Raw genomic sequence first — 26,141 nt, 5'->3', positions numbered from 1 at the left:
ATGGAACAGAAAAAACCATTGAAAGTTGCCATTATCGGTATTGGACCGGTGGGTATGATTATGGCGTCATTACTCAAGGAACAAGGTTGCGAAGTAAGTATTTGCGTGCGCAATAAAATCAAGATGAACCTCATTAAAAGTGAAGGTATCAAACTTGAGGGCAAAATGAAATCAGTGGTATTTTTTGATCATGTTTTTGAAACTATTGATGATCTTGCTGATGCAAAAATTGACCCTGACTATATTGTTTTTGCGCTGAAAGCATATCAAATTAAAGATGCAGCTGCAAAAGCACTGCGCATGGACTCAGACAAAGTAACTATTGTATCTGCACAGAATGGAATTGATGTTGAGGAATTGTTGATTCCTGTTTTTGGCATTGACAAAATATTGCGCATGGTGGTTAATTATGCCGGAAATTTGACTGCGCCGAATATTGTGAATGTCACTTTTTTCACCCCTCCAAATTATCTTGGTTCTATTGATGATAATCGCTCAGCTCAAGCAAAAGAATTTGCAAAATTACTTACAGATGCAGGTTTGACTACTGTTGACGTGAATTCATTTGAAATTCTGAAACGCACGTGGGAAAAAACTATTCTTAACGCCGCACTGAGTGCCCTTTGCGGTGTTGGTAGATTAACCATGGCTGAAGCAATGGCAGATCCTGACACGGTAGAATTGATTGAACAAATCATTAACGAAGCGGTGGTAGTTGCTGAATCTGAAAAAATAAGGTTCCCTGATGATTTCATTCGCAACTGCATGCGTTATTTGCGCAAAGGAGGTAATCACTTTCCATCACTTGCCGGTGATGTAATCAACAACCGACAAACAGAAATTGATTACTTCAATGGAAAAATTGTTGAGTACGGAAAAAAACATTACGTGCGCACCTCTCTTAATTTGGCGTTTACCAACATGGTGAAGGCTATGACCAATAAAAATATCTCGTCTCGTATTCCGGGTGCAGCAGGTGCAGTGAGCAGAAATATTATTAAAAAAGGAATCATAAAAGATAAAAAATCAGCTGCCACATATCAAGGTGGACCATGCTTTCTTGGCGTTGATTTGGGATCTGCATACATTAAATTTACAGTCATAGACGACAAACAAAATGCAGTATTCAGATACATAATTCCTACACTCAATAAAGAGAGAATTTTGCATCGTCAAGTAATGCAGGCTATTCATTCTGACTTTGATATTAAGTACAGTTGTGCAACTGGTTATGGGCGTAAACATTTTATTGAATCAGACATCATTAAAACTGAAATAAACTGTGCCGCCGCAGGTGTATCGCGTGAATTTCATGGTGAGAAAAACATCATTGATATTGGCGGTGAAGACATCAAAATAATTCATTGTGATAACGACGGAAACGTAGTCAACTTTATCATGAATGACAAGTGTGCAGCTGGTACAGGATCGTTTCTGGCAGAGATTGCAGAACGCGCAGATATTCCGGTTTCAGAAATGAGTCATTTAGCCGGTCGTTCAAATTATGAAAATGAATTGAACTCATTCTGTACCGTGTTTGCAAAAACAGAAATCATGAAATGGATTTTTGATGGAATTGCCATTGAAGACATTGCACGTGGTGTTTATTTATCTATTGCAAACAGAGTAGCAAAAATGAAACTGGTGCCCGGCATTCCAACTGTTATGATTGGTGGTGTGATAGCAAATCATCCATACTTGCAATCATTATTAAATGAAAAATTTAATTTGCAGATTCTGGTACCTGATGAACCGCAACATTTAGTTTCATTCGGAGCAGCGGTAATTGCACACAAAACATGGCACAGAGAAAATAATCAAATCAAACAAGAAAATAAACTCAACAATGAAAGCATATCACGATAAAAACAAAGGGATTGGTATTGTATATGATAATATCTATCTAATCAACGGAGCTCGCACCCCATTTGGAAAATTATGCGGAACACTTGGCAATGTTTCACCTACTGATTTAGGAATTTTTGCCACTCGCGCAGCAATTGAAAAGTCAGGTATAAAAGCTGAAGACATTGATCAGTTATTTTATGCAAACATTGGTCAGTCATCTGCTGATTCGTATTTTTTACCAAGACATATTGGTTTGTATTCCGGTATTCCGGTTGGAGTTCCGGCTGTTATGTTGCAACGTATTTGCGGATCAGGTTTTGAAACCATCATTGCCGGGGCAGAACAAATTACGCTTGGAAAAGCAGATACTGGCTTGTGCGGCGGAACAGAAAACATGACTTTATCCCCAACAGTTAGTTTTGGAAATCGCATGGGTTATGCGCTGGGTAAAATTGATTTCAAAGATATGTTATGGGAGGCGCTGAACGATACAGCCGCTGTGCCTATGGGATGCACTGCTGAAAATGTAGCTGCTAAACATAAAATCACCAAAGAAGATGCGAATGTTTTTGCTAAACGTTCAATTGATACTTATCTCGCAGCAAAAGCGGCAGGATACTACAATGATGAAATCATCAAAATGAATTCAACGGTATTTGAAGGGGAAGGATTAAAACCTAGAAAAGTTATATTACTGAATAAGGCAGTTGATTTTATTACAGATGAAAATGTTCGTCCAGCTGATCTTGAAGCTATGGCAAAATTACCATCAGTATTTGCAAGAGATGGTGTTCAAACGGCAGCCAATTCAAGCGGAATTGTTGACGGTGCAGCTTCAGTAGTTGTTGCCGGTGAAGCATTTGTTAAAGCAAGAAATTTAAAACCTCTCACTAAAATTGTTGCATCAGCAACCAGTGCGCTTGATCCAAATGTAATGGGATTAGGACCGGTACCTGCAATTAAATTAATACTTGAGATGACCGGATTATCTGTAAAAGATATTGGACTGATTGAAATCAATGAAGCTTTTGCAGCACAGTTTATTGGTTGTGAACGTGAGTTAGGACTTGATCGCAATGTGTGTAACGTAAACGGTGGAGCCATTGCATTGGGTCACCCATTAGCTGCCACCGGAGCAAGACTTTCATTAACAATTTCTCGCAACATGAATATGCGCAAGGTAAAATACGGTATTGCATCAGCATGTATTGGAGGTGGACAAGGAACAGCCATTTTATTTGAAAACACAAATATCTAAATCATACTATGGAAACCATCAAACAATGGCACATGACCAAACTCAACGAGAAATTTTCACTCGTTGAATCACCCATGCCTGAACCAAAAGAAGGTGAAGCCCTTGTCAAAGTTGCAGGATGCGGAGTATGTCACACCGACCTAAGTTTCTGGCATAGCGGAGTGCGCACAAAAAAAGAAATGCCTCTGACTTTGGGACATGAAATTAGTGGCGTTGTTCTAAAAGGTCCTGCTAATATGATTAATCAAAAGGTAATTATTCCTGCCGTTTTGCCTTGCGGAAATTGTGAACTATGCAACAAAGGGCGAAGCAATATGTGTCAGAATCAATTGATGCCGGGGAATGATTTTCACGGTGGATTTGCCTCACACATTGTGGTGCCTGCAAAATATCTTTGCCCTGTGCCTGATTCTGTGTTAAAAAATTACTCACTTGAACAACTGGCAGTAATTGCTGATGCTATTTCTACACCATATCAGGTGATGAAAAAATCAGAATTGGAAAATAATGATCTTGCAATCGTTATCGGAGTTGGTGGCGTTGGCGTTTATGGTGCTTTGATTGCAAAAATTATGGGCGCAAAAGTAATTGCCATTGACATCAACGATACAAAATTAGAATTGGCAAAATCCAAAGGAATTGATGCAACCATTAATTCAAAAGGCCTAAATCAAAAAGAGATTAAAGAGAAAGTAAAAACTCTTGCAAAAGAATTGGGTACATCAAAATATGGATGGAAAATTTTTGAATTCTCAGGCACTGCTCCTGGACAAGATCTAGCATTCAGTTTGATTACATTTACCTCTACCTTAAGCATTGTTGGTTTCACCATGGACAAACTGGAAGTGAGACTGAGCAACCTGATGGCTTTTGATGCAAAATTAATTGGAACCTGGGGTTGTAAACCAGAATTGTATAGTGAAGTAGTTGAGTTAATTGATTCAGGGAAACTTCAAATCAAAGATTTTGTACAAACGTTTCCAATGTCACAAATCAATGAAGTATTTGAAAACACTTTACATCACAAATACGACAAACGTTCAGTTCTTGTTCCCGATTTTAATTAGTTAGCCGGATAATAAAAAAGTTGAAATTCATTAATAATTAAATACTCTTATGAAAAATCACAACCTCGTTGATCACAAATACACGGAGATCATTTTTGAAAAAAAACCTGTAAAAGACTGGTCAGGCAATGCGGTACCGGGATTATTTAACGCGTGGATTGTGCTGAATAATCCAAAGCAATACAACTCATACACAACGGCTGCGGTGAAAGAAATTATTCTTGCCTTTGGTGAAGCATCTAATGACAGATCAGTTGTTACCGTTGTTTTTTCAGGTGTTGAAGACAAAGCATTTTGTACCGGTGGTAACACCAAAGAATATGCAGAATACTACGCCGGAAATCCACAAGAATATTCGCAATACATGCGCTTATTCAATGACATGGTGAGTGCTATTTTAAAATGTGAAAAACCGGTGATATGCAGAGTGAACGGCATGCGCATTGGTGGCGGACAAGAAATTGGAATGGCATGTGATTTCAGTATTTCAAGTGATGTAGCAAGATTTGGACAAGCCGGACCAAAACATGGAAGTGCCCCTATTGGTGGAGCCACAGATTTTTTACCACTCTACGTTGGTATTGAACGCGCCATGGCCTCTTTGACTTTGTGTGATCCATGGACAGCACATCAAGCCTATTATTATGGTGTGATTACAGACATTGCTCCGGTATTAAAATCAAACGGAAAATTTATTCCAAATCCAATGATTCAGTTAGAAAAAATCACCGATGAATTTGGACGTATTTGTTTTGGCAGCATGAAATCAGGTGATGAACTGAAAAAAGCAAAAGAACTAATGGCAGGTTGTGAAACAGATTTCACCATGCTTGATGCAGCCGTTGATAAACTTGCTACTAAAATTCTTTACACATTCCCTAACTGTATGAATAAAACCATCAGTGAAGTGCGCAAATTCAAATTAGAGCATTGGGATAAAAACAAAGAAAGTAGTCGTGAATGGTTAGCGTTAAATATGATGACTGAAGCCAAAGCTGGTTTCAAAGCATTCAATGACGGACCAAAAGAAAACCGTGAAGTAGATTTCATTAAGCTCAGACAATTACTTGCTGAAGGCAAAGAATGGAATGAAGAAATGCATCAAATAATTTCTCCTCAATATAATACTACCAAAGCATAACTATGGAAAAGATTAAAGTTGAATACACGCATGATGGTGCCGTTGCTCGCGTTATTTTAGATGACGGAAAAGGCAATGTTTTAGACAATGTCATGATGCTTGAAATTATTGATTTGGTAAATACATGCCGTGAGAATAAAAACATCAAATTGATTACGTTTGAAGGACAAGGCAAACATTTTTCTTTTGGTGCCAGCGTGCCTGAGCATACAAAAGAATTGGCTGAAACGATGATCAAAACATTCCACAAAATTTTTACAACCATTGCAGATGCAGGTATTCTCACAATGGCAAAAGTTTCAGGACAATGCTTAGGCGGAGGAATGGAACTGGCATTGGTTTGCAATTTTATTTATGCCGACAAAACGGCCGTTTTTGGTCAACCAGAAATTGTGCTTGGAGTTTTTCCTCCTCCGGCATCGGTGATGTTACCGCTCAAAATTGGTACCGCCAGAGCTGAAGAACTTTTACTTACCGGTCGTTCATTCAAAGCTGATGAAGCTGAACACATTGGTTTAGTCAATAAAATGTATGAAGATAAAAATGCCCTGAACGAAGCAGTTGATGCATGGATCACGGTAAATATTCTTCCAAAAAGTGCTTCATCACTGAGGTACGCTAACAAGGCGGCGCGCACTACGTTTAACTACATTATGGGGAACAAACTTCCGGTACTGGAATATATTTACGTGCAGCAACTCATGCAAACAAAAGATGCAAATGAAGGCATCAACGCATTTATAGAAAAAAGATCTCCCGCTTGGGAAAATGTTTAATCCATTTTTTTTAGAATTAATTGATCACCCTAACCATTTGGTTTGGGTGATTTTTTCTGTCTGCGTCTCCCGCGGGCCGCGCCCCCGCCCGGAGAATGGAATGAGACCCAACCGGATTTCAGCATGATGCCATCAATAATAGATCACTTGAAAATTTCAGATTATCCCTCAAAGGTGATGCAAAACCACCACACTTTTGTTTTTAGAGATGACAAAGGATCCATAAAAAATGTATGATCCTGAATGATGACATTTTTTATACCGTTTGAAAGTTTAATTTCAATAGCGAATTTAAAATAGGGCATCCAAAAATCAAATCCTCCGCCAACCTGATAAGCAAAATCATGTTGTTTGATTTTTACAATCGGGTCACCCAGTGTTTGATCAACATCTTTCTGTGATGCTAAATCGAGGCTATACTGAAATCCTCCAATGGCATATGCAGCAAAATTACTGAGTCGTTTTGTGCGTAGTTTGAGCATTAATGGAAAATCAAGCGTGGTAGATTCAAGGCGGGTTTCTTTCATTTCTTGTTCGCCTTTTTTGATATAAGAGTATTGAAATAATCTTTCTTGAAAACTGAGTGAAGGAACAAATCTCAGAGAAAGTGTCTCATGAAAATTAAGTGAAGATATAATTCCAAGATTAAAACCCGGTTGTTTTCTAATGGTGATTCCGGTTAACGAATCAGATGAAGTAGAATCAACTTGAAGAGTGTAATTAAAGTCAGCAGTATTCACACCAAGTGCAAAACCAAAGTGAATTTTTTTCCGGTCAAAACTCGGATAGTTTTTACCCTGCTGACCGTAAAGAGGGCAGCTAAGGAGTAATAACAAAATTAATCTGACACAAATTTTATCCATCACAGCGCTTCAAATCTACGAAAATCAAGCCAGAATTAGTTGTTGTGTGTTCACGTGGCATGTAATCACACTATATAGTCGTTCCTTAATAACTCTTCAAAATATTGACATTCAATAATATAATGTTGATAATTAGTGCTTTTTGTGTGATATAAATTGCAAGATATTTTAGATATTGGCTAAAAATCTTGCAGAATATGTTAGGAAAAGCTCAGATCAAAACCAACGAAATTTATTCTCGCCACTGTTGTCGGATTTATCGATATGCGTCATGAATTGGTTTTGTTATCAAATAAAATGGATTGGAAATATTTTGAAAAGAATTCTCAGTTCATTATTCAAATACCGGTCAGCCATCAATGCCAATAAGATTTATGATTGGGTCTTTTGTTAAAGCACATTTACAATTTGGGAGATGAGACTCTGGCTAAGGCATGGGTGATGAATCCTTACATGCAGTATTTTTGTGGTGCATCAAACTTTCAACATATTTTCCCATGGATCCAAGCGACTTTGTACATTTTCGTAAACGAATTGGTGAAGCCGGGGTGGAAAAATATTTGTTCATTCAATAAATCTTCACGGAACAAAGCAAAAAATCAGATGCTGTTATCTGATACAACTGTTCAAGAAAACAATACCACTTTTCCAACGGATGCAAAACTGGCAAAAAGTTATTGACAGGTGCAATGCCATTGCAGGAAGAAGGGATTAACCAACGCCAAACGTACACTAGAACAAGTAAACAACTTGTTGCTAACGCACTCATTCACCACCCAAAAGGGGGGGCAAAATAAAAACGGTACAACGCAACAACCACGGACAGGCGAGCTTCCACAAGAAACACTACAATACAAAGGCCTTGATTTATGTTGGAGAGCAATTACACAAACGCGGCGATAAAAAAAGTTTACAGTCTTCACAAACCGTTTACCACTTGTATTGCTAAAGGAAGGCGCACAAGCAATTGAGTTTGGTAAAAAATTGGATTGATGGTGAATCCAAAACATTAGTTATCGGGATAGAAAGTTTTCTGGAAATCCGCATGACAGTAACACAATAGAACCTCTGCTTAATCAAATAAAAATAATCAAACTATTTACCAAAGAAATTGTTTATGACAGAGGTGGAGAAGAAAACAATTTACGGAGTTGAAATATGACACCAACAAAACCTACAAAAAACAACGCCTTACAAAAATTACGACCCGAAATTCCGTCGAAGAGCAGCCATGAGCCAGTAATAGGACATCTTAAGACAGATCACAGAATGGAAAATTACTTGGGCGCGAAAGTTCATCAAAAATCAATGCAATGTTCGCAGCCACCGGATGGAATTTAAAGAAACTAATGGATAAATTAGTTCGTGATATTTTTGGTGATTTTTCAAATTGGTTCAGAGTCGATTTTTTAATGGTTCGGACTCAAATAAAATTTGGTTGGTAAGGAACGACTATATAACAGAGAATTAGTACTAAATGTTACATTTAATTAAAAATTAAGCGCATTTCACAACAGATTGAACCCAAATTAATCATTTGAATGAAGATTGAACCAGCGGGTTGCAATTTATTATCGTTCTGTAGGCTCAGGTCGCGACCTGAGCCTACGTGATGATTTTGATTTGCAACCCTTCATTGACCTTAAGATTCTATTGCTTAATTTGGGTTAAAGGATTACCCGGGGTTTCAATAAAAACAGGGGTCTGTTTCACCAAACCCCTGTTATTTTTATACTTCTGGACAGTATGGAATAAATCAAATCTGTCCTAAACGAAATCGTTAGATATCTGTACGCATTTTCATTTTGAATATTTTATAAATCCAGAGTTTGAATTTGTAGAACACAAGATACATTGATGGCGTGATGACAAGAGTAAGTATAGTAGCAAAAGTCAACCCGAAAATAATTGTCCATGACATAGGTCCAAAGAAAATGGTATTATCACCGCCAATAAAGATATTCGGATCATACTCAGTGTACAAGGTTATGAAATCTATATTAAACCCTGTTGCCAAAGGAACCAGACCTAAGACCGTAGTTAGTGCAGTAAGCAGTACAGGGCGCAATCTGGTTTTACCAGCCATAACGGTTGCCTTAATTACCTCTTCCATTGGTAAAAGTTGATATTCATTCAAGCCTAATTCTTGTCGTTTGCGCTGACGCAACAAATTGGTATAGTCAATCAACACAATGGCATTATTCACTACAACACCCGCCAGTGAAATAATACCAATCATAGTCATGATGATCACGAAATCCATTTGAAAAATTACTTCACCAAGAAATACCCCAATGAAACTAAAAATAGTTGCAAACATGATAACCACCGGAGACGTGAATGCGTTGAACTGAGCAACAATAATCAAGAGTACCAAGAACATTGCAATCACCAAAGCTTTTGACAGAAAAGCCATTTCTTTTGCTTGCTCCTCTTGTTCACCGGTGAATTTATATTCCACACCTTTTGGCATTTCGTATTCAGATTTATAATCGTCCATCAAGGCTTTTAATTCTTCAACCACCTCGTTGGCATTGTATCCTTCACTCACGTTTGAGTACACGGTAACCACCGGAATCATATCTTTATGAACTACCGCACTGTATGTATTAGAAGGCACAGGCTCTTTCACTAAAGCGCGAATAGGAATACGCAACAATCGTCCCATATTATTTCTAAAAATAAGACGCTGATTTAAAAGCGCATCAATATCATTTCGGTTTGCATCATTGAATCTAATTGCCATGTCATAGGTTTCATCACCCAATTTATAGGTTGAAATATCTGCGCCAAATAAAGCGGTACGAATTGCTTGAGCAATCTGCCCGGTTGACGCATTGAATAATCTTGCCTTATCACGGTCAATGACAATTGGTAATTCCGGTTTTCCTGTCTCTACACCCAGCTTCAATTTCTCAACTCCTTGAATATTTTTTCTATCCAAAAAGAGTCTGATTTTTTCAGCTTCTTCAATGAGTTGATCATACTCAACCTCACCACTTACTTCAATATTGATTGGCGGCGCAGTTGGTGGTCCATCATTATTTTTATCTACTGAAACCTGAACATCGGCAGGAAATCTCCCCTTCAATCCTTCAGAAATTTCTTCCATGATGGTTCCGGTTTTGTATTCATCCCGATATTTGAATTCAGCAAAGTTGACTGTAATTCTTGCTTTGTGCGGAGTGTTACCCATTACAGGGCCTTGTGTAGGGTCACTGGTTCCATCTCCCACCTGCGCAATGAGTGATTGAATAATCCATTCATTAGTAGGTTTACCGACAGTATCGGCAAGATAAGGTGTAAGTATTTCTTCAGTCAAAATACGTTCTACTTCAAGTGCTGTTTTATTAGTCACTTTAATATCAGTGCCAATAGGATGCTGAATAAAAATATTTACATAATTGGGTTGATTTTCCGGGAAGAAAAGAACTTTTGGTGTAAATACTCCAAGAATAATTCCGGAAAAAATTAGCAAGCCAATAGTACCAAAAAATAGTTGTTGTGGTCGTCTGCCAACAAGGGCTTTATTAATTACTTTTTCGTAGAAATTTTCAAGTTTCGGTAGAAAATTGTTGGAGAATTTATCAGCCCAAGGATTCAAAAAATAAACCGTAGTAAAAGTTAATACTGCAGCGGTAATAAATAAATTACTCCATACCGTTGACATTGGAATCAGAATCAAACCTAAGGTCATAAAAATACCACTTAGCATATTGGTTCTTCTTTTATTAGATTTAGGTTTACCAATGCGCATCCACATGGCGGTCATAACAGGGTTCACAACTAATGCAACAAAGAGAGATGAACTCAAAACTATAATCAGAGTCAAAGGCAGATACTGCATAAATTCACCCATAATACCAGGCCAAAAAGCAAGAGGTAAAAAGGCAGCAATAGTTGTAGCAGTTGAAGCAATGATTGGCCATGCAATCTCCCCTACTCCTTTGCGTGCAGCGTAAAATCCATCATGTCCTTCTTCCATCAAACGCTGTACGTTTTCAACTACCACAATTCCGTTATCAACCAACATACCCAATGCCAATACCAATGAAAACAACACCATGGTATTTAGCGTAATTCCCATAGCATTCAAAATCATAAATGACATCAGCATAGACATTGGAATGGCAATACCTACAAACAAAGAATTGCGTACTCCAAGGAAAAACAACAATACACCCACAACCAATATTACCCCAAACACAATGGAATTTTCAAGGTTGGAAACCATGTCAATAGTTTTATCAGACTGGTCATTGGTAATAGAAATATCAACCGAATCAGGAATCAATTTTTTCTTGCGAACATCTTTTAATAATTCCCTGATTTTTTGAGAAGCAGTAAGCAGGTTTTGTCCGCTGCGTTTTTTCACATCAAGCATGACAACAGTTTTTCCACGTTCACGAGCGTATGAGGTTGTATCAGCATCACCAAAATGTACATAGGCAACATCACGCAAGTAAACAGGCTTATAATCTTCTTGCTTTACAATGACACCACCCAGGTCAATGGCATTTTTAAATTCTCCTTCAATTTTAACGGTACGTTTTGTACTACCATCCAAATATTCACCACCTGACATGGTGAGATTCTCTTGTTGAATTGCCGATTGAATATCTTGAAAAGACACATCTACTGCTTCTGCTTTTTGTGGATCTACTTCAATGATCATTTCACGTTCTTGCGTACCGCGAATATCAACCCCGCTAATCTCTTCAAAATCTTCAATCATGTCTTCAAGCAACTCAGCATATTCATTCAATTGCGTGATATTATGAGATGATGAAGAAAGATTGACATTCATGATTGGCATTTCAGAAATATCCATTTCAAAAATGTTGGGTTCAACCGGTAAATCACGCGGAAAATCTTTTTCTGTGCGTGCCTTATCAACGGCATCTTTTACATCTTGTAAGGCTTGCTTGGGACTGACAGAAAAATCAAATTTCACCCTGATAGAAGCATACCCATCAATTGACGTCGACGTAATTTCATCTACGTTTTTTATGGAGTTCAATTCTTTCTCAATGGGATCAGTAATTTTTTCAGCAATGAGTTCAGGTGAATTTCCTGGATAGGCAATCCCCACATAAATTTCAGGAATCTGCAATTCAGGAAAACTTTCATTGGGCATGGATTTATAGGCCATGAAACCTGCAACGAAAATGATGAACGAAATAAGGTAAACCGTTTTGCGGTTATTCACCGCCCAGGTGGTTATACCAAACTCTTTTTGGTTTTCAATATTACTATTACTCATGACAAATATGTATTATTGAAGTTTAACCTGATCTGATTCAGTAATACCTTTTGCACCGGCAAGTACCAACTCATCTCCGGCTTTTAAATCAGCCCCATTCAACGGCTTGATACATGATTCACCGTTGTAAGTTTTTTCAACTTTTACAAATACTTTTACAATGGTATAAAGCTCTTCATCACCACGTATTAATTTGTAGACATAATTATTATTCTTTGTGTCTTGCATGACAGATTCAGAATTAACAACCAATGCATCTTTACTCAAAAAATCAATCACATTTACTTTTGCCAACATGTTAGCCAGCAAGATTTCATTGTTTTTAATTGCAACTTGAATTCTGAACGTGCGGTTTACCGGATCAATAAAATTCCCCTTATAAGAAACAACTCCTTGAATAATGGTATCATTCATTGCCGGAATGACCAATTCAACCGGTGAACCCAAGTTGATTTTTCCCAATAAATTTTCAGCAAGACTTGCCGATATGGTGATGTTTTTATTATTCACCAAACGCAATAGCGGATTCATGGGAGACGCCATATCACCCAGACCTACAAAAATATCGTCAATCACTCCGGAGAACGGTGCGCGCACTACCGTTTTACCTTGTTGTGAACGAAGCGTTTTCAGTTTTTGTTCCAGAGCTTTTTTCTGATTTCTGGCTTGCTCATATTCAATTTCAACACCTAAACCTTCATCCATTAATGTCTGCTGTTTATCAAACATGTAGTTGGCCATTTCCAGAGATGTCTCCACTTCGTCAATGGTTGATTGAAGAATTTCTGAATCAATTGTCATGAGTGCTTGACCCTTGGAAACTTTCTGACCTTCACGCACGTGAATTACACGAATGGTTCCTTGTGATTCTGCAGTGAGCATCACATTCTCATCAGTTTCTACAGAGCCTTGCACTTCAACTTTGTGCACAAAATCTTTTTGTTCTACTTTGGTAGATGTGACAATGGGTGTCAGATCAGCTTCTGCAGTATCTAACGCTGCTATTTGCTCATTCAACAATGCCAATTCTTGCTTAAGTGAATCACGTTTTTCAATCAGTAGCTCAAGGGATTCGTTTTTTTCTCCTTCACCTCCACAAGCTGCGAGCAGCGCCATGCCTGAAAGTGCAAATAGGTATTTCATTTTGAGTTGCATATAATTTGGATTAGTTTGATGAGATAACTCATCGGATGTAGTTTATTTTTATTGATTATAGAGTTTATCAAGTTGAATTTTTGCGGACAATAATTGCAGCACAGCGCCAATATAATTTCCCTGTGCAGTCAAAACTTGTGTTTGCAGTTGGGTCAATTTTAGGCCAGAGCCCGTTCCTAAATCTTTGCGGCGCACTTCATTGTTGTAAATTTCATTTGCAAGGCGAATATTCTCTTCTTCAATCTTGAGCAAATCAAGTGCATTCAAAAACGCAGCTTTCAATTGCATGTCCTGAAATTCTAACGTACGTTCAAGATTGTCAATATTATTTTGATCTTGTTCTAATTTAATTTCTGCCTGTTGTACCCGCATCATTTTTTGACCACTGCTTGTGATAGGAATATTCACTTGCACACCCCAAACTGTAGTTGGGTACCAAGGTTCATCTTCAAAAAAATTGAACTCATTGCGATACGCATTTTGTGAATGCGTAAAAAAGGCACCAACAGAAGGCATGTATTTTGACTTTTCATTTTGCAGATTGAATTCATCCAGTTGTTGTTGTTGATCAAGCAGAATATAAGTTTGATTTTGAGCAGGAGCGAATTCTTGCAATGCCGGATTTGACTCAAGAATTATTTTCATTACATCATCCAGTGTCTCAGTCAAAGTCAATTCTTTATCCAAATCATAACCCATTTGCATCTTGAGCAAATTTCTGGCAACACTCACTTGTCTGGTGGCATTTTGTTTGGTTGCAAGAATGCGATTGTAGGCAAGTTCAAGCTGACTAACTTCTTCTTTTTTGATCATGCCGTTTTTTTCAAGTATCTGCACTTCACTCCACATTTTTTCAGTATTCACCATCATGGAATCAACCAGTGCCAGATTTTTTTCAGCAACTAAAACATTGTAATATGCTTCGCGAACCATTACTTTAACCTGGTTTTCAGTATTCGTGAACGCAGTTTGTGCCATTTCACCATAAAATTTTGCAAAGCGCAAACCAACCAGATATGAGCCATCAAAAACCAGCTGACTCACATTAAAGGTAAGTGAAGTGCTATATTTTTGTCCCATTTGAAACTCCATCACGTCACCCGGCTGAGCCATTGGATTGAACAGTGTTGCATCAACCACTTGGGTAGGAATATCAACCAGATTTTGAAACTGACCGTTGGCACTAACCTGAGGCAAACCAATAGAAGTGGTTTCCCATATTTTTTTCTGGGCGGCTTCAATATCCAACATGGCATTTTTCATTTTCTCATTGTTGGTTACGCCATACGTTTCGGCTTCAGTGAGTGTAAAACTAGTCTGGTCTTGACCATACACACTCAGCGTAGTAATAACCATGGTGGCTAAAACTAATTTGGGTCTAGAAATTTTCATCGTTTTTAATTAATTCATTTAAGTATTCAATTCCGTTGCTGCTTGCAATTCCTCTGACATGATATCTGAAAAATTCACGGTAAATATTATCAATGCTATTCAGGGATTCAGGGAAAAGATCACCAAGCATAATATGATCAAGCGTTGCCAGATAGATAGTAGAAATGACTTCAGTATTGAGATTGTTGCGATACAATCCTTGCTTAATACCGCGCTCTAAATTATCCATCACACAACCTCTGATAAAATTTCTTTTCTGCTCATTCATCATGCGCAAGGCATTGGGATGATATTTAGCCAAATCAAAAAAGATTGATGGGTGAATTTTTTTTAAGGTATCAGTGACTGATTTGCTGATACCAAGCATTTCATCAATGGCATTTTCATTTTGACGACTAACTTCTGCCATACGGCAAACCTCTCCTTCATGTTGTGATAAAACACACAACTCAACCAGCTCATTTTTGTCTGATACAAATGAGTACAGCGTTTTTTTAGAAATGCCTAACTGCTTTGCCATTTCATCCATGGTCATGCTTTTTATCCCGTATTTGAGATAAATGGCGGTTGCTTTTTCTATAATTTCACGTTTTTTCTCTTCCACGGCAACAAAGTTATATACAGATTTTTACATGGGAAACATTTTTTAATATTTTTGTTTCCTTAAATTTTGTTAAATTTTATTTTACTGATTTTATGATACTTAAGCAAGTATTATAAGAAACCAAAAACGTTCCCTTGATATTCTCATTGCAAATAACCTAACTTAGCAACCTTGGCAAAAGCAAAAAAATATTACGTGGTATGGGATGGACATCAACCCGGTATTTATGATAACTGGGATGCATGTCAACGTGAAATCAAAGGATATCCTGCAGCAAAATTTAAATCTTTCGGTTCTCTTGCTGAAGCACGCGAAGCTATGCAGCATCCTGAAAAATTTGAAAACACTAAACGCACTGAAAAAAATTATTTCTATGTTGTTTGGTATGGATTCAAACCGGGAATTTATGAAGACTGGACACAAGCTCAAAAATCTATCTCGGGATTCCCTAAAGCACTTTACAAAACTTTTGGAAGCAGAGCACTTGCCGAAAAAGCTTTTCTAGAAGGCCCTGAAAAATACCGCGAAGGAAATTTTAAAAAAACAAAAAATCTCAGCCCTGAAGAATTAGAAAAAATTGGCAAACCCGTTGAGCTGAGTTTATGTGTAGATGCTGCGTGCAATAACAAAGGTCAATTTGAATATCAAGGAGTATGGACTTTTAATAACGAAAAAGTTTTCAGTGTAGGTCCTTATCCAAACGGCTCAAATAATATTGGAGAATTTCTTGCGTTAGTACACGCATTGGCATACCTGAGTAAACAACGGGATGAAAAATTACACACCCTGCCTGTTTATACTGATTCAAGAATTGCCATGAAATGGGTTAAAATAAAAAAATGTCTGACCAACAAAACACCGGGTGCAGATGTGATGAACTTGATTCATAGAGCTGAAAAATGGTTGAGAGAAAATACATATCAAAATAAAATTCTGAAATGGGAAACAAAAGTCTGGGGAGAAATTCCCGCCGATTTTGGAAGAAAATAAATAGTTATTCATTCTTCCTTTGCATGCTGTTCAGTCATGCACTTTTTGCTGATACCGATTGGGAACTGGCAAAAGATGAAGATGGTATCAAAGTGTACACCCGTGAAGTAGATGGTTGGGACGTGGAAGAGTTCAAAGTAATCTCTGTCTTCAAAGCAAAGCGATCAACCATTTATAGCACCTTGATTGATGTAGTAAAATATCCTGAATGGTATCCTGATATTATTGAATCACAACTCTGCAAAAAAGTGAGTGATACAGAATATTATTGTTATTCAAAACTTGATATTCCTTGGCCATCAGATGACCGTGATGGTGAATGTCATATTACAGTTGAACATAATGAGACAGAAAAAATAACCACCATTAATTTGGATGTTTGTTCAAAATATAAGGCAAAAGAAGAAGGGTATGTTCGCATGACACGAGGCAAAGGGTTCTGGAAACTCACTACCAAAGGAGAAACAACCGTGGTGCGTTATCAATATCTAAGTGATCCCGCAGGAAGTATTCCGGCATGGATCATCAACATGTTTATCGTAGACAATCCCTTCAATACTGTATTGGCGCTTCGCAATCGCGTGAAAGGCTAATATTCTGTGAATGCATAACACATGCAGCCAAGCAGTTAAAATTGGCTATTTTCAAAACAATCCGTATTTTTGGCTCCACCTTAAGCTAAACTTAACACTATGAAAAAAACTTTACTCATTGTAACAACTGCGTTACTCTCGGGCTTTTCTTTTGCCCAAGGACAAATTGAAAACCCAGGCTTTGAAGGAGCTTGGCAAGATGTAGCCGGCGCTGAAGACGAACCCATTGAATGGAGTTCCCTTAAAACAGCTGATGCATGGACAACTTTTGCGCCTGTTGTGGCATTTCAGGAAACAGGTACTCCTCATTCTGGAACTTACTGTATAAAATTAGTGAATGGGCCTCTAACATTTGGTGTTGTACCAAACGGAATCATGACAAACGGCCAAGTACATGCCGATCTTGATCCTGAATTGGGTTACGTTTCTACTATTACCAGCAATGCAGACTGGAATACCCCTTTCACGGATCGTCCTGACAGTTTGGTTGGCTGGTTTAAATATACACCTACCTCAACTGACAAAGGAAAAGTAGAAGTGTTATTGCATGATGATACCCAAACCGGAAAATTACCTGAAGCAACTGCTCCACAACCAAACTGGGTTGGTAAAGCAAGATATAATGTAACCACTTCAACCACCACTTGGGTAAGATTTTCAGTGCCGTTCAACTATTTCAATAATAATACGCCTGACTACATTCTGGTAGTTCTTACCTCAGGAGATTCTACACAAGCTGAAGTTGGAAGCACCATGTACATTGATGACTTGGAATTAATTTATAATCCATTGCTGGTAGATGTTACACCATCTGCAACACAAAATATTGATATGGGTGTGAATGGTACAACACTTACCGTGAACGCAACACCAAATGCTGCGGTTGTTAGTCCAATTACCCAAGAGTGGAAATATTCTACTACATCAGGTTCTGGTTATGTTTCATTTGGAACACCTGAAACAGGAACAACCTATACTCCAAATTTTGCAGCTGCCGGAATTTACTATGTGGTATGTGAAGTTGATTTTGGAACACAAGTAGTGACATCTAATGAAGTTGAAATTGTGGTTACTGATCCGGGTTCAAATTCGGTTACTATTTCTCCATCTGCAACTCAAAACATTCTTGCCAACACCAATGGTACAACCATGACAGCAACTGAATCACCTTCAGCAGCAAGTTCACGTGAGTGGCAATATTCTACCACATCCGGTTCTGGTTATGTTTCTTTTGGAACACCCGAAACAGGAACAACCTACACACCAAATTTTGCTTCAGTAGGAACTTATTATATCATTTGTGAAAGTGATTTTGCAGGTGACATTCAAATTTCAAATGAGGTAACTATCATGGTTCCTTCAGCTGCCGGTATTGATCAAGATAATCTGCAATTCAACATTTACTCAACAAGTAACGGAATAAAAATCAGTTTGAGTGATTTTGACTCAAATACAACATTCAAATTATTCACCCTTGATGGTAAAGAAGTGTATACCTCTTTCGTGAACGCTGAAAACACTTTACACCCTGTGAATTTATCTGGTGTATTTGTTTACCAGATTATCAAAGGAGACCGAGTTATCACCGGTAAAATTCAACTATAATATTTGAAGATTATTAAAGCTATTCGTTCTGTATTGAGCGAATAGCTTTTTTTTTAAAGTTGAGAAAGATCAAAATCAAATTCAATTGGAGTTAATTCAAAATTTTCATCTGACCATGTTTAAATTTTATAGTATTCAACGAATGTCCGGCATTCAAAAACTGATCATGCTGACAGGCATTTTATTGTTTGCCCCAAATGCATTCAGCCAATCACAAATTTTTGGAAAAGTGATTGATGGGAATACAAATGAACCGCTCATTGGTGCTTATGTTATTTTGAAAAAAGATCCATCAGTTGGCGCCGTGACAGATATTGACGGCAATTATAAAATAGACATAGATGCAGGTCAACATGAAATCATTGTAAAATTCACCGGCATGTTGAATGATACCATTGCTGTTGAAGTTGGAGCAAATGAAAAGAAAGAATTAAACATCTCCATGTATCCAAAAACACTAGATAAAGTTGAAATCATTGTTGGCAAATTTGATCAGCCCATTGAAGAATTAACATTTTCTATGCAGGTGATTAAACCATCTATCATTGACAATAAAAATACACGCAGCATAGAAACCATTTTAGATCAAACACCGGGACTAAATATCATGGATGGAGAACCGCAAATACGCGGAGGAAGCGGTTTCACTTTTGGTGTTGGAAGTAAAGTTGCAGTATTAGTTGATGACATGCCTATGTTATCCGGTGATGCCGGAAGACCGGAGTGGGGATTTGTTCCGGTTGAAAATATTGAACAAATTGAAGTTACAAAAGGAGCTTCATCTGTGCTTTCAGGATCATCTGCGCTTAGCGGAGCTATTCATATTCGCACGGCGTATCCAAAAGAAAAACCCATGACAAAAATCAATGTGTATTCTGGTTTTTATTCAATACCTGACGATGATTCTGCTCAATGGTGGAGTGACTATCCTTACATTCACGGAGTAAATTTTTTACACAGTCGTATCATCAAAAAAAATACAGATTTGGTAATTGGCGGCAACCTGAATTTAGACCACGGTTATATTGGTGGCCCAATAAAAGGACCTGAAGTTGTAGATACAATAACGGAAGAATTTACTAACGAACAGATGAGATCAGAAAAATATCGGCTCAATTTTAATCTTCGGCAACGTTCAGTTAGGTTTAAAGGATTGCAGTATGGAATTAATGGAAACTTCATGTACCAAAACACCAACATGGTACTTGCTTGGCTAGATGATTCAACGGGAATTTTCAGAGCATACCCCGGTGCGGTTTTATTGCAAGAACAGCTCATTTATAATATTGATCCCTTTGTCACTTTCCATTCTAAAATTGGTGTGAGACACAGTTTGCGTATGCGATATCTTTCAGCTGATAATAAAATGTCTATGAATCAGTCAAACCAATCACAAGTATATTATGCCGATTACCAATTCAAAAAAGAATTTAATTTTTTAAAAGATCGCTCATTTGATTTTATTGGTGGTGTTACTTCACAATACAACAATTCGTATGCGTTAATTTACGGCGGTTCAAACGGAGATCCTACGAATTATCTTTTTAATTTATCTGGTTATGCTGAAATACAAAAAGAGATGAAAGATGTACTTAATTTTTCATTAGGAGCAAGAGGAGAATACTATAAACTCAACGATACGATTACGGCATGGAATCCAATATTTAGAGCAGGAGTTAATTTAAAACTGAGTCAGGCAACTTTTTTAAGAGCGTCGTATGGGCAGGGCTATCGTTTTCCAACCATTACTGAACGCTATATACGCACCGCCGTTGGTTCATTTGGGGTTTATGAAAATCCTGATCTCAAACCTGAAGAAAGCTGGAATGCAGAGGTAGGAATTAACCAAGGAATTAAAATTGGAAAATATCTCGCTCAACTTGACATTGCCGCATTCATTCAACAATATGAAAATACCATTGAATATTTATTTGGTTTCTGGGATCCAACGTATGGAATGCTTGATGGCGGCCCCGTTGCCGGATTTAAATTCCTCAACACCGGAAGATCACAAGTCACCGGATTTGATATTACCCTCAACGGCATGGGGAAAATTGGAAAACATGTTGATTTTGTAACCACAGTTGGATACAACTATATTAATCCAATTACACTAGAGCCTGATTTGGTATTTGCCCAAGATTTCAACCCCATTGATCCAACCAATTTCAGCTTCAGAGAAACCAGTCAAGATACTACAACAAATATTTTGAAGTATCGTTTCAGACATACCTTTAAAGCAGATGTTGAATTAAATTTTTACGGATTCTCAATTGGATATACGATCAAATATTTCAGTAAAATGGAAAATCTTGACAAAGCAATTTCTGATTTTGAAACCGTGACACAAAATACAGGAGGCACCATTCAGCCTATTTATTTCAGTGATTTTTACAAAGAGCATAATACCGGAAGTTACATACATGATTTGCGAATTTCGTATGCCATTGGAAAAAATATTCAACATAAATTTGCTTTGGTTGGCAAGAACATTCTGAACACAACATTCTCTCTGCGTCCGTTGAAAATAGAGCAAATGCGAAGTATTGTCTTTCAGTACAGCATCAAATTCTGATTTCAGATCATGAGATATTTAGCATGATAAGACTGTGAATCAGCGAAAAAAATTGCAAATTTGAAGACAGAAAATCAGAAGTATGGCTAAATATCCTTTGAAACAACGCATTCGTTACTATTTTGAGAACACCATGTCAAGAGGCCCAATGGGTGTTATCAAATGGCTGGCTATTCTCTCCTTCTTCGTTGTTGTAATTTTGGGTATTGTCATTGCCATTGCAGGTATCAAAGGAACACCGGATGATCAACAGGGATTAGGTTTTGTTGAAGGTGCGTGGCAAATTCTGATGTCAACCTTAGATCAGGGAGCCATGGCAGGTGATGTAGGCTGGGCTTTCCGCGCAGTGCGTTTCGTAGCAACACTTGGATCTCTCTTCTTACTCTCTATTTTAATTGGTACCATTTCATCAGGCATTGATGCCAAGTTGGGCGAATTAAAAAAAGGGAAATCCAAAGTTCTGGAAAGCAATCACACACTCATTTTAGGTTGGTCTGAAAAAATATTTTCTATTCTGACTGAAGTGATTGAAGCCAACTCAAACCAAAAAAGACCAAGCATTGTCATACTTGCTAACCGTGACAAAGTAGAAATGGATGATGAAATCAGACAACGCATTCCCAATCTAAAAAACACACGTATTATTGTGCGCAGCGGTTCTCCCTTATCATCAAACGCAATTGAAGTAGTATCACCTAATGAAGCGCGTTCAATCATTGTACTTGCCGGTGAAGAAGAAAATACGGACACCTATGTAATTAAATCCGTACTTGCCATTACAAACGGAAAAAATCGCAAAAAAGATGCTTACCACATTGTGGCAGAATTAAAAGATCCAAAAAACATGGAAGCGGCAGAATTGGTTGGTAATGATGAAACCATATTCGTTCTCTCATCTGATCTTATTTCACGCATTACCGCACAAACTTGCAGACAATCAGGTTTGAGTGTTGTGTACAGTGATCTCTTACAATTTGAAGGGGATGAAATTTATTTTCAGGATGAACCAAAATTGATTGGCAAAACTTATAAAGAATCTATCCTGATGTATGAGACTTCAGCTGTGTTAGGTGTGTTTACGAAAGATGAAAATGTACTGATGAATCCTGCTATGGACTATGTTTATCAGCAAGGTGATCAGGTTATCGCAATTTCTGAAGATGATGATACGGTAGTGCTTAGCGGTAAAACAGATTATAAAATTTCAGTTGATTCATTCCAACGTCAGGCGCCAAGTGAACCTGAAATTGAACGTACCCTAATACTTGGCTGGAACCAAAAAGGAAAACGTATCATTGAAGAACTTGACAATTATGTGGCCAAAGGATCTGAAGTACTCATTGTTTCAGAGGGAGTTGATTTTGCTGATGATTTAAAAGACTTGCAAGAGAATTTGTCTCGCCAATCCATCAGGCATATTGAAGGAGATATCAACGATTCTAAAACACTGATTGATTTAAAAACTGAAACCTACAATCACATCATTTTGCTCAGCTATACACATATTGACATTCAGGAAAGTGATGCAAAAACACTAATTTGTCTTCTTCATTTGCGCAATCTGAGTGAGCAGGCAAATAAAGACTATGCGATTGTTTCTGAAATGTTGGATATTCAGAATCGTGAACTAGGCGTTGTAGCCAAAGCAGATGATTTTATTGTCAGCGACAATCTAATTTCACTCATGTTATCTCAGTTGAGTGAAAACAAAGAACTCAAAAAAGTGTACGATGTTCTTTTTGAAGCTGAAGGTTCTGAAATTTATCTCAAGCCTGTAAATCGTTATATTAAACCGGGTATTTCTGTTAATTTCTACACCGTAGCAGCAAGTTGCACTGAATTGAATGAAACTGTAATTGGATATCGAATTACAGCAGAGGCCCAAAGTTCAGAACACAATTTTGGCGTACACATGAATCCTGATAAATCAAAATCAGTCACATTCACCGTGGATGACTACATTATTGTTCTGGCTGAAGATTAGTAAATAAATCACTGCTTATCGTCCTGTAATCAATAGCTAAAATCCTATCCATGCTGCATTAGATGATGTCAGTCATCAATTGATTGGTTTGTCTTAAATTTGTATTCACTAAAAACCTAATCAAAATATTTATGTACAAAATTCTGCTCATATCAACTGCCGCAATCATGTTTTCATGTTCAGGTGGATCAGATACCACAACCACTGAAAAAACTGATTCAATAAAAACAGATACAGCACAGACAGTTGCTCCGGTTGCTGATCATACCGGAACGTATGAATATGTCAACCCTTACAATTCACTTGATCTGATTCATAACCACTATATCATTCTGAATAAAAACAGTGATGATACGTATAGTGGAAGATATTATGGCGTCACTGATTTATTTGATGCAGACCGCACAGAATATGCCGCCGGATTTTTTGTATTACCAATGCAAAATATCATCATTGAAGGAGAAAATCTGAGCTTTGAACTAATTCCCAAACAAGAAGATTTTTTCAATGAAGTAATTGATCTTTCTATGATGTCATCTGCCGATGCAAAAGCTGCCGGCTTCACTGCATGGGAAGTTTATACGCAATGGGATCCTAAAAAATTTGAAGCAAAAATACAAGGCGGTAGCATCACAATGTTGAACCAAATTGAAGAAATGATTTTCGTTCCAATGAATTGAAATGGTTCCAATGAGTCAACCAAGAAAAATACATGAAGAAGAGATCAATGCAACCATTGCGTTGTTAGAGTACCTCCTTGAAAATGGTGATCAGCTGACTCAGTTAAGTGATGAACAACGTGTAGCATTGATGAAAGTAGCAGGTCAACTCACCCGACCGGACAAAAAAGAAATCAAAAAAAGAAACAAGGCAGTAAAGTTCACGCGTAAGCAAGCAAATATTTTAAGTGATCGCAAAGAAAGAGCAAAAGCGGCCATTCGTGTTGCGCGTGAAACTCCGGTTTTTGTTGCACCCAAACTTTTGAGCGGAATTACTGAAGAACAAGTAAAAGAAAAGAAAAAACTTTCTGCCCCGCGCAATTGTTACGTGTGTAAAACAGAGTATGATGAACTCCATCATTTCTATGACAGCATGTGTGAAAAATGTGGTGATTTGAATTATCTGAAAAGATTTCAAACTACAGATCTCACAGGACAAGTTGCTCTCATTACCGGGTCGCGACTTAAAATAGGATATCATGCAACCCTCATGCTATTGCGTGCCGGAGCAACTGTGGTGGCTACAACACGTTTCCCTGCCGATTCAGCTTTGCGCTTTTCAAAGGAAGAAGATTTTCATGTTTGGGGTCACCGTCTGAAAGTTCATGGATTAGATCTGAGACATATTCCCAGTGTAGAATTATTTGCACAATGGTTCAAGCAAAATTATCATCGCTTGGACATCATCATCAATAATGCTGCACAAACAGTGCGGCGCCCATCAGGTTTTTACAAACACTTGATGGAGATGGAAAATATGCCTTATGAAAATCACAGTAAAGAAGTACAGGATTTGTTGTCAGGATATAAAAAATGTGTGACTGAAATCAGCGGACATCATCATACAGATACCGCAGATCATCACTCGTTAGCTGTTACCTGGCATGGCACTGAACCCGGCATTGGCATACGCGCATCAGCACAATTATCACAAATTCCTTACCAGTTTGATCAATCACTCAGAGCAGAAGAAGTTTTTCCTGAAGGGAAATTGGATGCCGATTTACAACAAGTTGATTTGAGAAAAACCAATAGCTGGAGACTGCGTTTAGGAGAAATTGAAACAGCCGAAATGATAGAAGTGCAATTGGTAAATTCTGTTGCTCCATTCGTACTTATCAACCGCTTGATTGATTTGATGAAAAAAGATTATACCGGAAAAAAACACATCATCAATGTATCAGCGATGGAAGGAAAATTTCACCGGTTCAAAAAATCAGACCGGCATCCGCATACCAATATGGCAAAAGCAGCGCTCAACATGATGACACATACCGGCGCTGCAAGCATGGCAGAAGAAGGTATTTTCATGAACGCCGTTGACACCGGTTGGGTAACCGATGAAGACCCTGCTGAACTTTCAAAACACAAACAAGATGTACACGATTTCCAACCTCCGCTAGATATTGTTGATGGGGCTGCTCGCGTTTGTGATCCGCTTTTTGATGGCATCAATACAGGAAAACACTGGTGCGGAAAATTCCTCAAAGATTATTTTCCGATTGACTGGTAATGAATTATTCTCGCTTCTATCTTTTTCAAATTCAATTTCTGGGATATCGTTATCACGGATGGTTGCAGCACCGTGAAATGAAAACTGTGCAAGGTATGATCAACAAAACCTGCGCATTTATTTTTGGTCATCAACAATTTAAAACCCTTGGTTGCAGCCGCACTGATGCCAAAGTATCAGCTGAACAATACGTGTTTGAATTGTTTTGCCATGAGCAATTGGAAAAACAGACTGCAATCAAACTGTTTAATCAAAATCTGCCGAATGATATTCGCGTGTTGGACATAGAAGAAACTAACCAGACCTTCAATTTGATTCAGGCAGTTGAACAAAAAGAATATCGCTATCTCTTTGCACACGGCATAAAAAATCATCCCTTTGCCGCTTCAACAGTGATGAGTATTGACGAACCATTGGATATAGAATTAATGCAGCGTGGATGTGCACTTTTTGTTGGTGAACATAATTTCAGACGATATTGCGCAGAACCAACACCGGGCAAAAATTATATCCGTCATGTTGAGCACTGTTCCATTGAACGCAACACGTTTTATCACGCAGATTTTTTCCCAAATCAAACTTGGTTCTTCAACGTGATTGCCAAAGGTTTTTTGCGCTATCAAGTCAGATTGATGATGGGACAACTCATAGCCCTTGGCAAAGGCAAAATCACGCTGGACGAATTAAAAAAAACACTGGAAGGTGAATCAGAAATCCCGGTGAGAGAAATTGCCCCTTCCTCCGGACTGATTCTATTCAAAGTAAAACTGAAGATCAATAAACCGTGACGGCACA

At 37.8% G+C, this 26,141-nt stretch carries 19 protein-coding genes and 1 pseudogene; 15 read left to right on the top strand and 5 right to left on the bottom strand.

Annotation, left to right across the window (positions count from 1 at the left end; genetic code table 11):
• From IPH66_03990 to IPH66_03970, 5 genes are read left to right on the top strand one after another with little or no spacing between them, the layout of a single operon-like run.
• A complete protein-coding gene (locus IPH66_03990; GenBank protein MBK7128513.1) occupies positions 1-1,866 on the top strand; it encodes a 2-dehydropantoate 2-reductase in 1,866 nt (621 codons plus the stop codon).
• A complete protein-coding gene (locus IPH66_03985) occupies positions 1,847-3,106 on the top strand; it encodes a thiolase family protein (GenBank protein ID MBK7128512.1) in 1,260 nt (419 codons plus the stop codon). Before IPH66_03990 ends, IPH66_03985 begins: the two co-directional genes overlap by 20 nt.
• Positions 3,107-3,114: 8 nt before the next feature.
• Positions 3,115-4,173 carry a 6-hydroxycyclohex-1-ene-1-carbonyl-CoA dehydrogenase gene (had, locus tag IPH66_03980; GenBank protein ID MBK7128511.1) on the top strand — a complete coding sequence of 353 codons (1,059 nt, stop codon included), beginning with the start codon at positions 3,115-3,117 and terminating at the stop codon, positions 4,171-4,173.
• Positions 4,174-4,222: 49 nt separating this feature from the next.
• Positions 4,223-5,314 carry a 6-oxocyclohex-1-ene-1-carbonyl-CoA hydratase gene (gene oah, locus IPH66_03975; GenBank protein ID MBK7128510.1) on the top strand — a complete coding sequence of 364 codons (1,092 nt, stop codon included), beginning with the start codon at positions 4,223-4,225 and terminating at the stop codon, positions 5,312-5,314.
• Between the two features lie 2 nt (positions 5,315-5,316).
• A complete protein-coding gene (locus IPH66_03970; protein ID MBK7128509.1) occupies positions 5,317-6,090 on the top strand; it encodes an enoyl-CoA hydratase/isomerase family protein in 774 nt (257 codons plus the stop codon).
• 161 nt (positions 6,091-6,251) lie between these two features.
• On the opposite strand, the gene IPH66_03965 is transcribed toward IPH66_03970, so the two are convergent.
• Entirely contained in the window at positions 6,252-6,956 is a 705-nt protein-coding gene (locus IPH66_03965; protein ID MBK7128508.1) for a PorT family protein, read from the bottom strand.
• Between the two features lie 405 nt (positions 6,957-7,361).
• Between IPH66_03965 and IPH66_03960 the strand changes: the two genes are divergently transcribed.
• The gene (locus tag IPH66_03960) at positions 7,362-7,634 is read left to right on the top strand and encodes a hypothetical protein (GenBank protein ID MBK7128507.1); all 273 of its coding nucleotides are present in this window, start codon (positions 7,362-7,364) and stop codon (positions 7,632-7,634) included.
• A gap of 1,099 nt (positions 7,635-8,733) precedes the next feature.
• Here the strand turns inward: IPH66_03960 and IPH66_03955 are convergent.
• Genes IPH66_03955 through IPH66_03940 form a run of 4 tightly spaced genes read right to left on the bottom strand, consistent with a single transcriptional unit; the run spans position 8,734 to position 15,367 of the window.
• Positions 8,734-12,216, bottom strand: a complete 3,483-nt coding sequence (locus tag IPH66_03955; protein ID MBK7128506.1) for an efflux RND transporter permease subunit — start codon at positions 12,214-12,216, stop codon at positions 8,734-8,736.
• Between the two features lie 12 nt (positions 12,217-12,228).
• Complete coding sequence (locus IPH66_03950; protein MBK7128505.1) at positions 12,229-13,359, bottom strand: efflux RND transporter periplasmic adaptor subunit; 1,131 nt, start codon at positions 13,357-13,359, stop codon at positions 12,229-12,231.
• A 60-nt stretch (positions 13,360-13,419) separates the two neighbouring features.
• Complete coding sequence (locus tag IPH66_03945) at positions 13,420-14,763, bottom strand: TolC family protein (protein ID MBK7128504.1); 1,344 nt, start codon at positions 14,761-14,763, stop codon at positions 13,420-13,422.
• Positions 14,750-15,367 (bottom strand): TetR/AcrR family transcriptional regulator, encoded by a 618-nt coding sequence (locus IPH66_03940; protein ID MBK7128503.1) that lies wholly within the window; start codon positions 15,365-15,367, stop codon positions 14,750-14,752. Before IPH66_03940 ends, IPH66_03945 begins: the two co-directional genes overlap by 14 nt.
• Positions 15,368-15,538: 171 nt before the next feature.
• On the opposite strand from IPH66_03940, the pseudogene IPH66_03935 reads away from it, so the two are divergent.
• From IPH66_03935 to IPH66_03895, 9 genes and pseudogenes are all read left to right on the top strand, one after another.
• Positions 15,539-15,685: pseudogene (locus IPH66_03935) on the top strand (RNase H1/viroplasmin domain-containing protein).
• Entirely contained in the window at positions 15,686-16,357 is a 672-nt protein-coding gene (locus IPH66_03930) for a ribonuclease H family protein (GenBank protein ID MBK7128502.1), read from the top strand. It begins immediately after the preceding pseudogene.
• Positions 16,358-16,380: 23 nt separating this feature from the next.
• Positions 16,381-16,950: a hypothetical protein gene (locus tag IPH66_03925; protein ID MBK7128501.1), complete on the top strand. Its 570-nt coding sequence runs from the start codon at positions 16,381-16,383 to the stop codon at positions 16,948-16,950.
• A 99-nt stretch (positions 16,951-17,049) separates the two neighbouring features.
• Positions 17,050-18,555, top strand: a complete 1,506-nt coding sequence (locus IPH66_03920; GenBank protein ID MBK7128500.1) for a PCMD domain-containing protein — start codon at positions 17,050-17,052, stop codon at positions 18,553-18,555.
• Positions 18,556-18,670: 115 nt separating this feature from the next.
• Positions 18,671-21,130 carry a TonB-dependent receptor gene (locus IPH66_03915; GenBank protein MBK7128499.1) on the top strand — a complete coding sequence of 820 codons (2,460 nt, stop codon included), beginning with the start codon at positions 18,671-18,673 and terminating at the stop codon, positions 21,128-21,130.
• Positions 21,131-21,212: 82 nt separating this feature from the next.
• On the top strand, positions 21,213-23,114 hold the full coding sequence (locus tag IPH66_03910) for an NAD-binding protein (protein MBK7128498.1): 1,902 nt from the start codon (positions 21,213-21,215) through the stop codon (positions 23,112-23,114).
• 131 nt (positions 23,115-23,245) lie between these two features.
• Complete coding sequence (locus IPH66_03905) at positions 23,246-23,794, top strand: hypothetical protein (protein ID MBK7128497.1); 549 nt, start codon at positions 23,246-23,248, stop codon at positions 23,792-23,794.
• 1 nt (position 23,795) lies between these two features.
• Positions 23,796-25,346 (top strand): SDR family oxidoreductase, encoded by a 1,551-nt coding sequence (locus IPH66_03900; GenBank protein MBK7128496.1) that lies wholly within the window; start codon positions 23,796-23,798, stop codon positions 25,344-25,346.
• Positions 25,346-26,134 (top strand): tRNA pseudouridine(38-40) synthase TruA, encoded by a 789-nt coding sequence (locus tag IPH66_03895; protein ID MBK7128495.1) that lies wholly within the window; start codon positions 25,346-25,348, stop codon positions 26,132-26,134. Before IPH66_03900 ends, IPH66_03895 begins: the two co-directional genes overlap by 1 nt.
• Positions 26,135-26,141: the final 7 nt, after the last annotated feature.

Source organism: Crocinitomicaceae bacterium, assembly GCA_016708105.1.
Taxonomy (GTDB): domain Bacteria; phylum Bacteroidota; class Bacteroidia; order Flavobacteriales_D; family Crocinitomicaceae; genus JADJGJ01.
This window is presented reverse-complemented; position numbering and strand designations above follow the sequence as displayed.

What these genes read in the sequence shown, in the direction of transcription:
- IPH66_03990 (MBK7128513.1), top strand. Translation starts at nt 1, where the DNA reads ATGGAACAGAAAAAACCATTGAAAGTTGCCATTATCGGTATTGGACCG.
- IPH66_03985 (MBK7128512.1), top strand. Translation starts at nt 1,847, where the DNA reads ATGAAAGCATATCACGATAAAAACAAAGGGATTGGTATTGTATATGAT.
- had (MBK7128511.1), top strand. Translation starts at nt 3,115, where the DNA reads ATGGAAACCATCAAACAATGGCACATGACCAAACTCAACGAGAAATTT.
- oah (MBK7128510.1), top strand. Translation starts at nt 4,223, where the DNA reads ATGAAAAATCACAACCTCGTTGATCACAAATACACGGAGATCATTTTT.
- IPH66_03970 (MBK7128509.1), top strand. Translation starts at nt 5,317, where the DNA reads ATGGAAAAGATTAAAGTTGAATACACGCATGATGGTGCCGTTGCTCGC.
- IPH66_03955 (MBK7128506.1), bottom strand. Translation starts at nt 12,216, where the DNA reads ATGAGTAATAGTAATATTGAAAACCAAAAAGAGTTTGGTATAACCACC.
- IPH66_03950 (MBK7128505.1), bottom strand. Translation starts at nt 13,359, where the DNA reads ATGAAATACCTATTTGCACTTTCAGGCATGGCGCTGCTCGCAGCTTGT.
- IPH66_03945 (MBK7128504.1), bottom strand. Translation starts at nt 14,763, where the DNA reads ATGAAAATTTCTAGACCCAAATTAGTTTTAGCCACCATGGTTATTACT.
- IPH66_03930 (MBK7128502.1), top strand. Translation starts at nt 15,686, where the DNA reads ATGCAGCATCCTGAAAAATTTGAAAACACTAAACGCACTGAAAAAAAT.
- IPH66_03925 (MBK7128501.1), top strand. Translation starts at nt 16,381, where the DNA reads ATGCTGTTCAGTCATGCACTTTTTGCTGATACCGATTGGGAACTGGCA.
- IPH66_03920 (MBK7128500.1), top strand. Translation starts at nt 17,050, where the DNA reads ATGAAAAAAACTTTACTCATTGTAACAACTGCGTTACTCTCGGGCTTT.
- IPH66_03915 (MBK7128499.1), top strand. Translation starts at nt 18,671, where the DNA reads ATGTTTAAATTTTATAGTATTCAACGAATGTCCGGCATTCAAAAACTG.
- IPH66_03910 (MBK7128498.1), top strand. Translation starts at nt 21,213, where the DNA reads ATGGCTAAATATCCTTTGAAACAACGCATTCGTTACTATTTTGAGAAC.
- IPH66_03905 (MBK7128497.1), top strand. Translation starts at nt 23,246, where the DNA reads ATGTACAAAATTCTGCTCATATCAACTGCCGCAATCATGTTTTCATGT.
- IPH66_03900 (MBK7128496.1), top strand. Translation starts at nt 23,796, where the DNA reads ATGGTTCCAATGAGTCAACCAAGAAAAATACATGAAGAAGAGATCAAT.
- IPH66_03895 (MBK7128495.1), top strand. Translation starts at nt 25,346, where the DNA reads ATGAATTATTCTCGCTTCTATCTTTTTCAAATTCAATTTCTGGGATAT.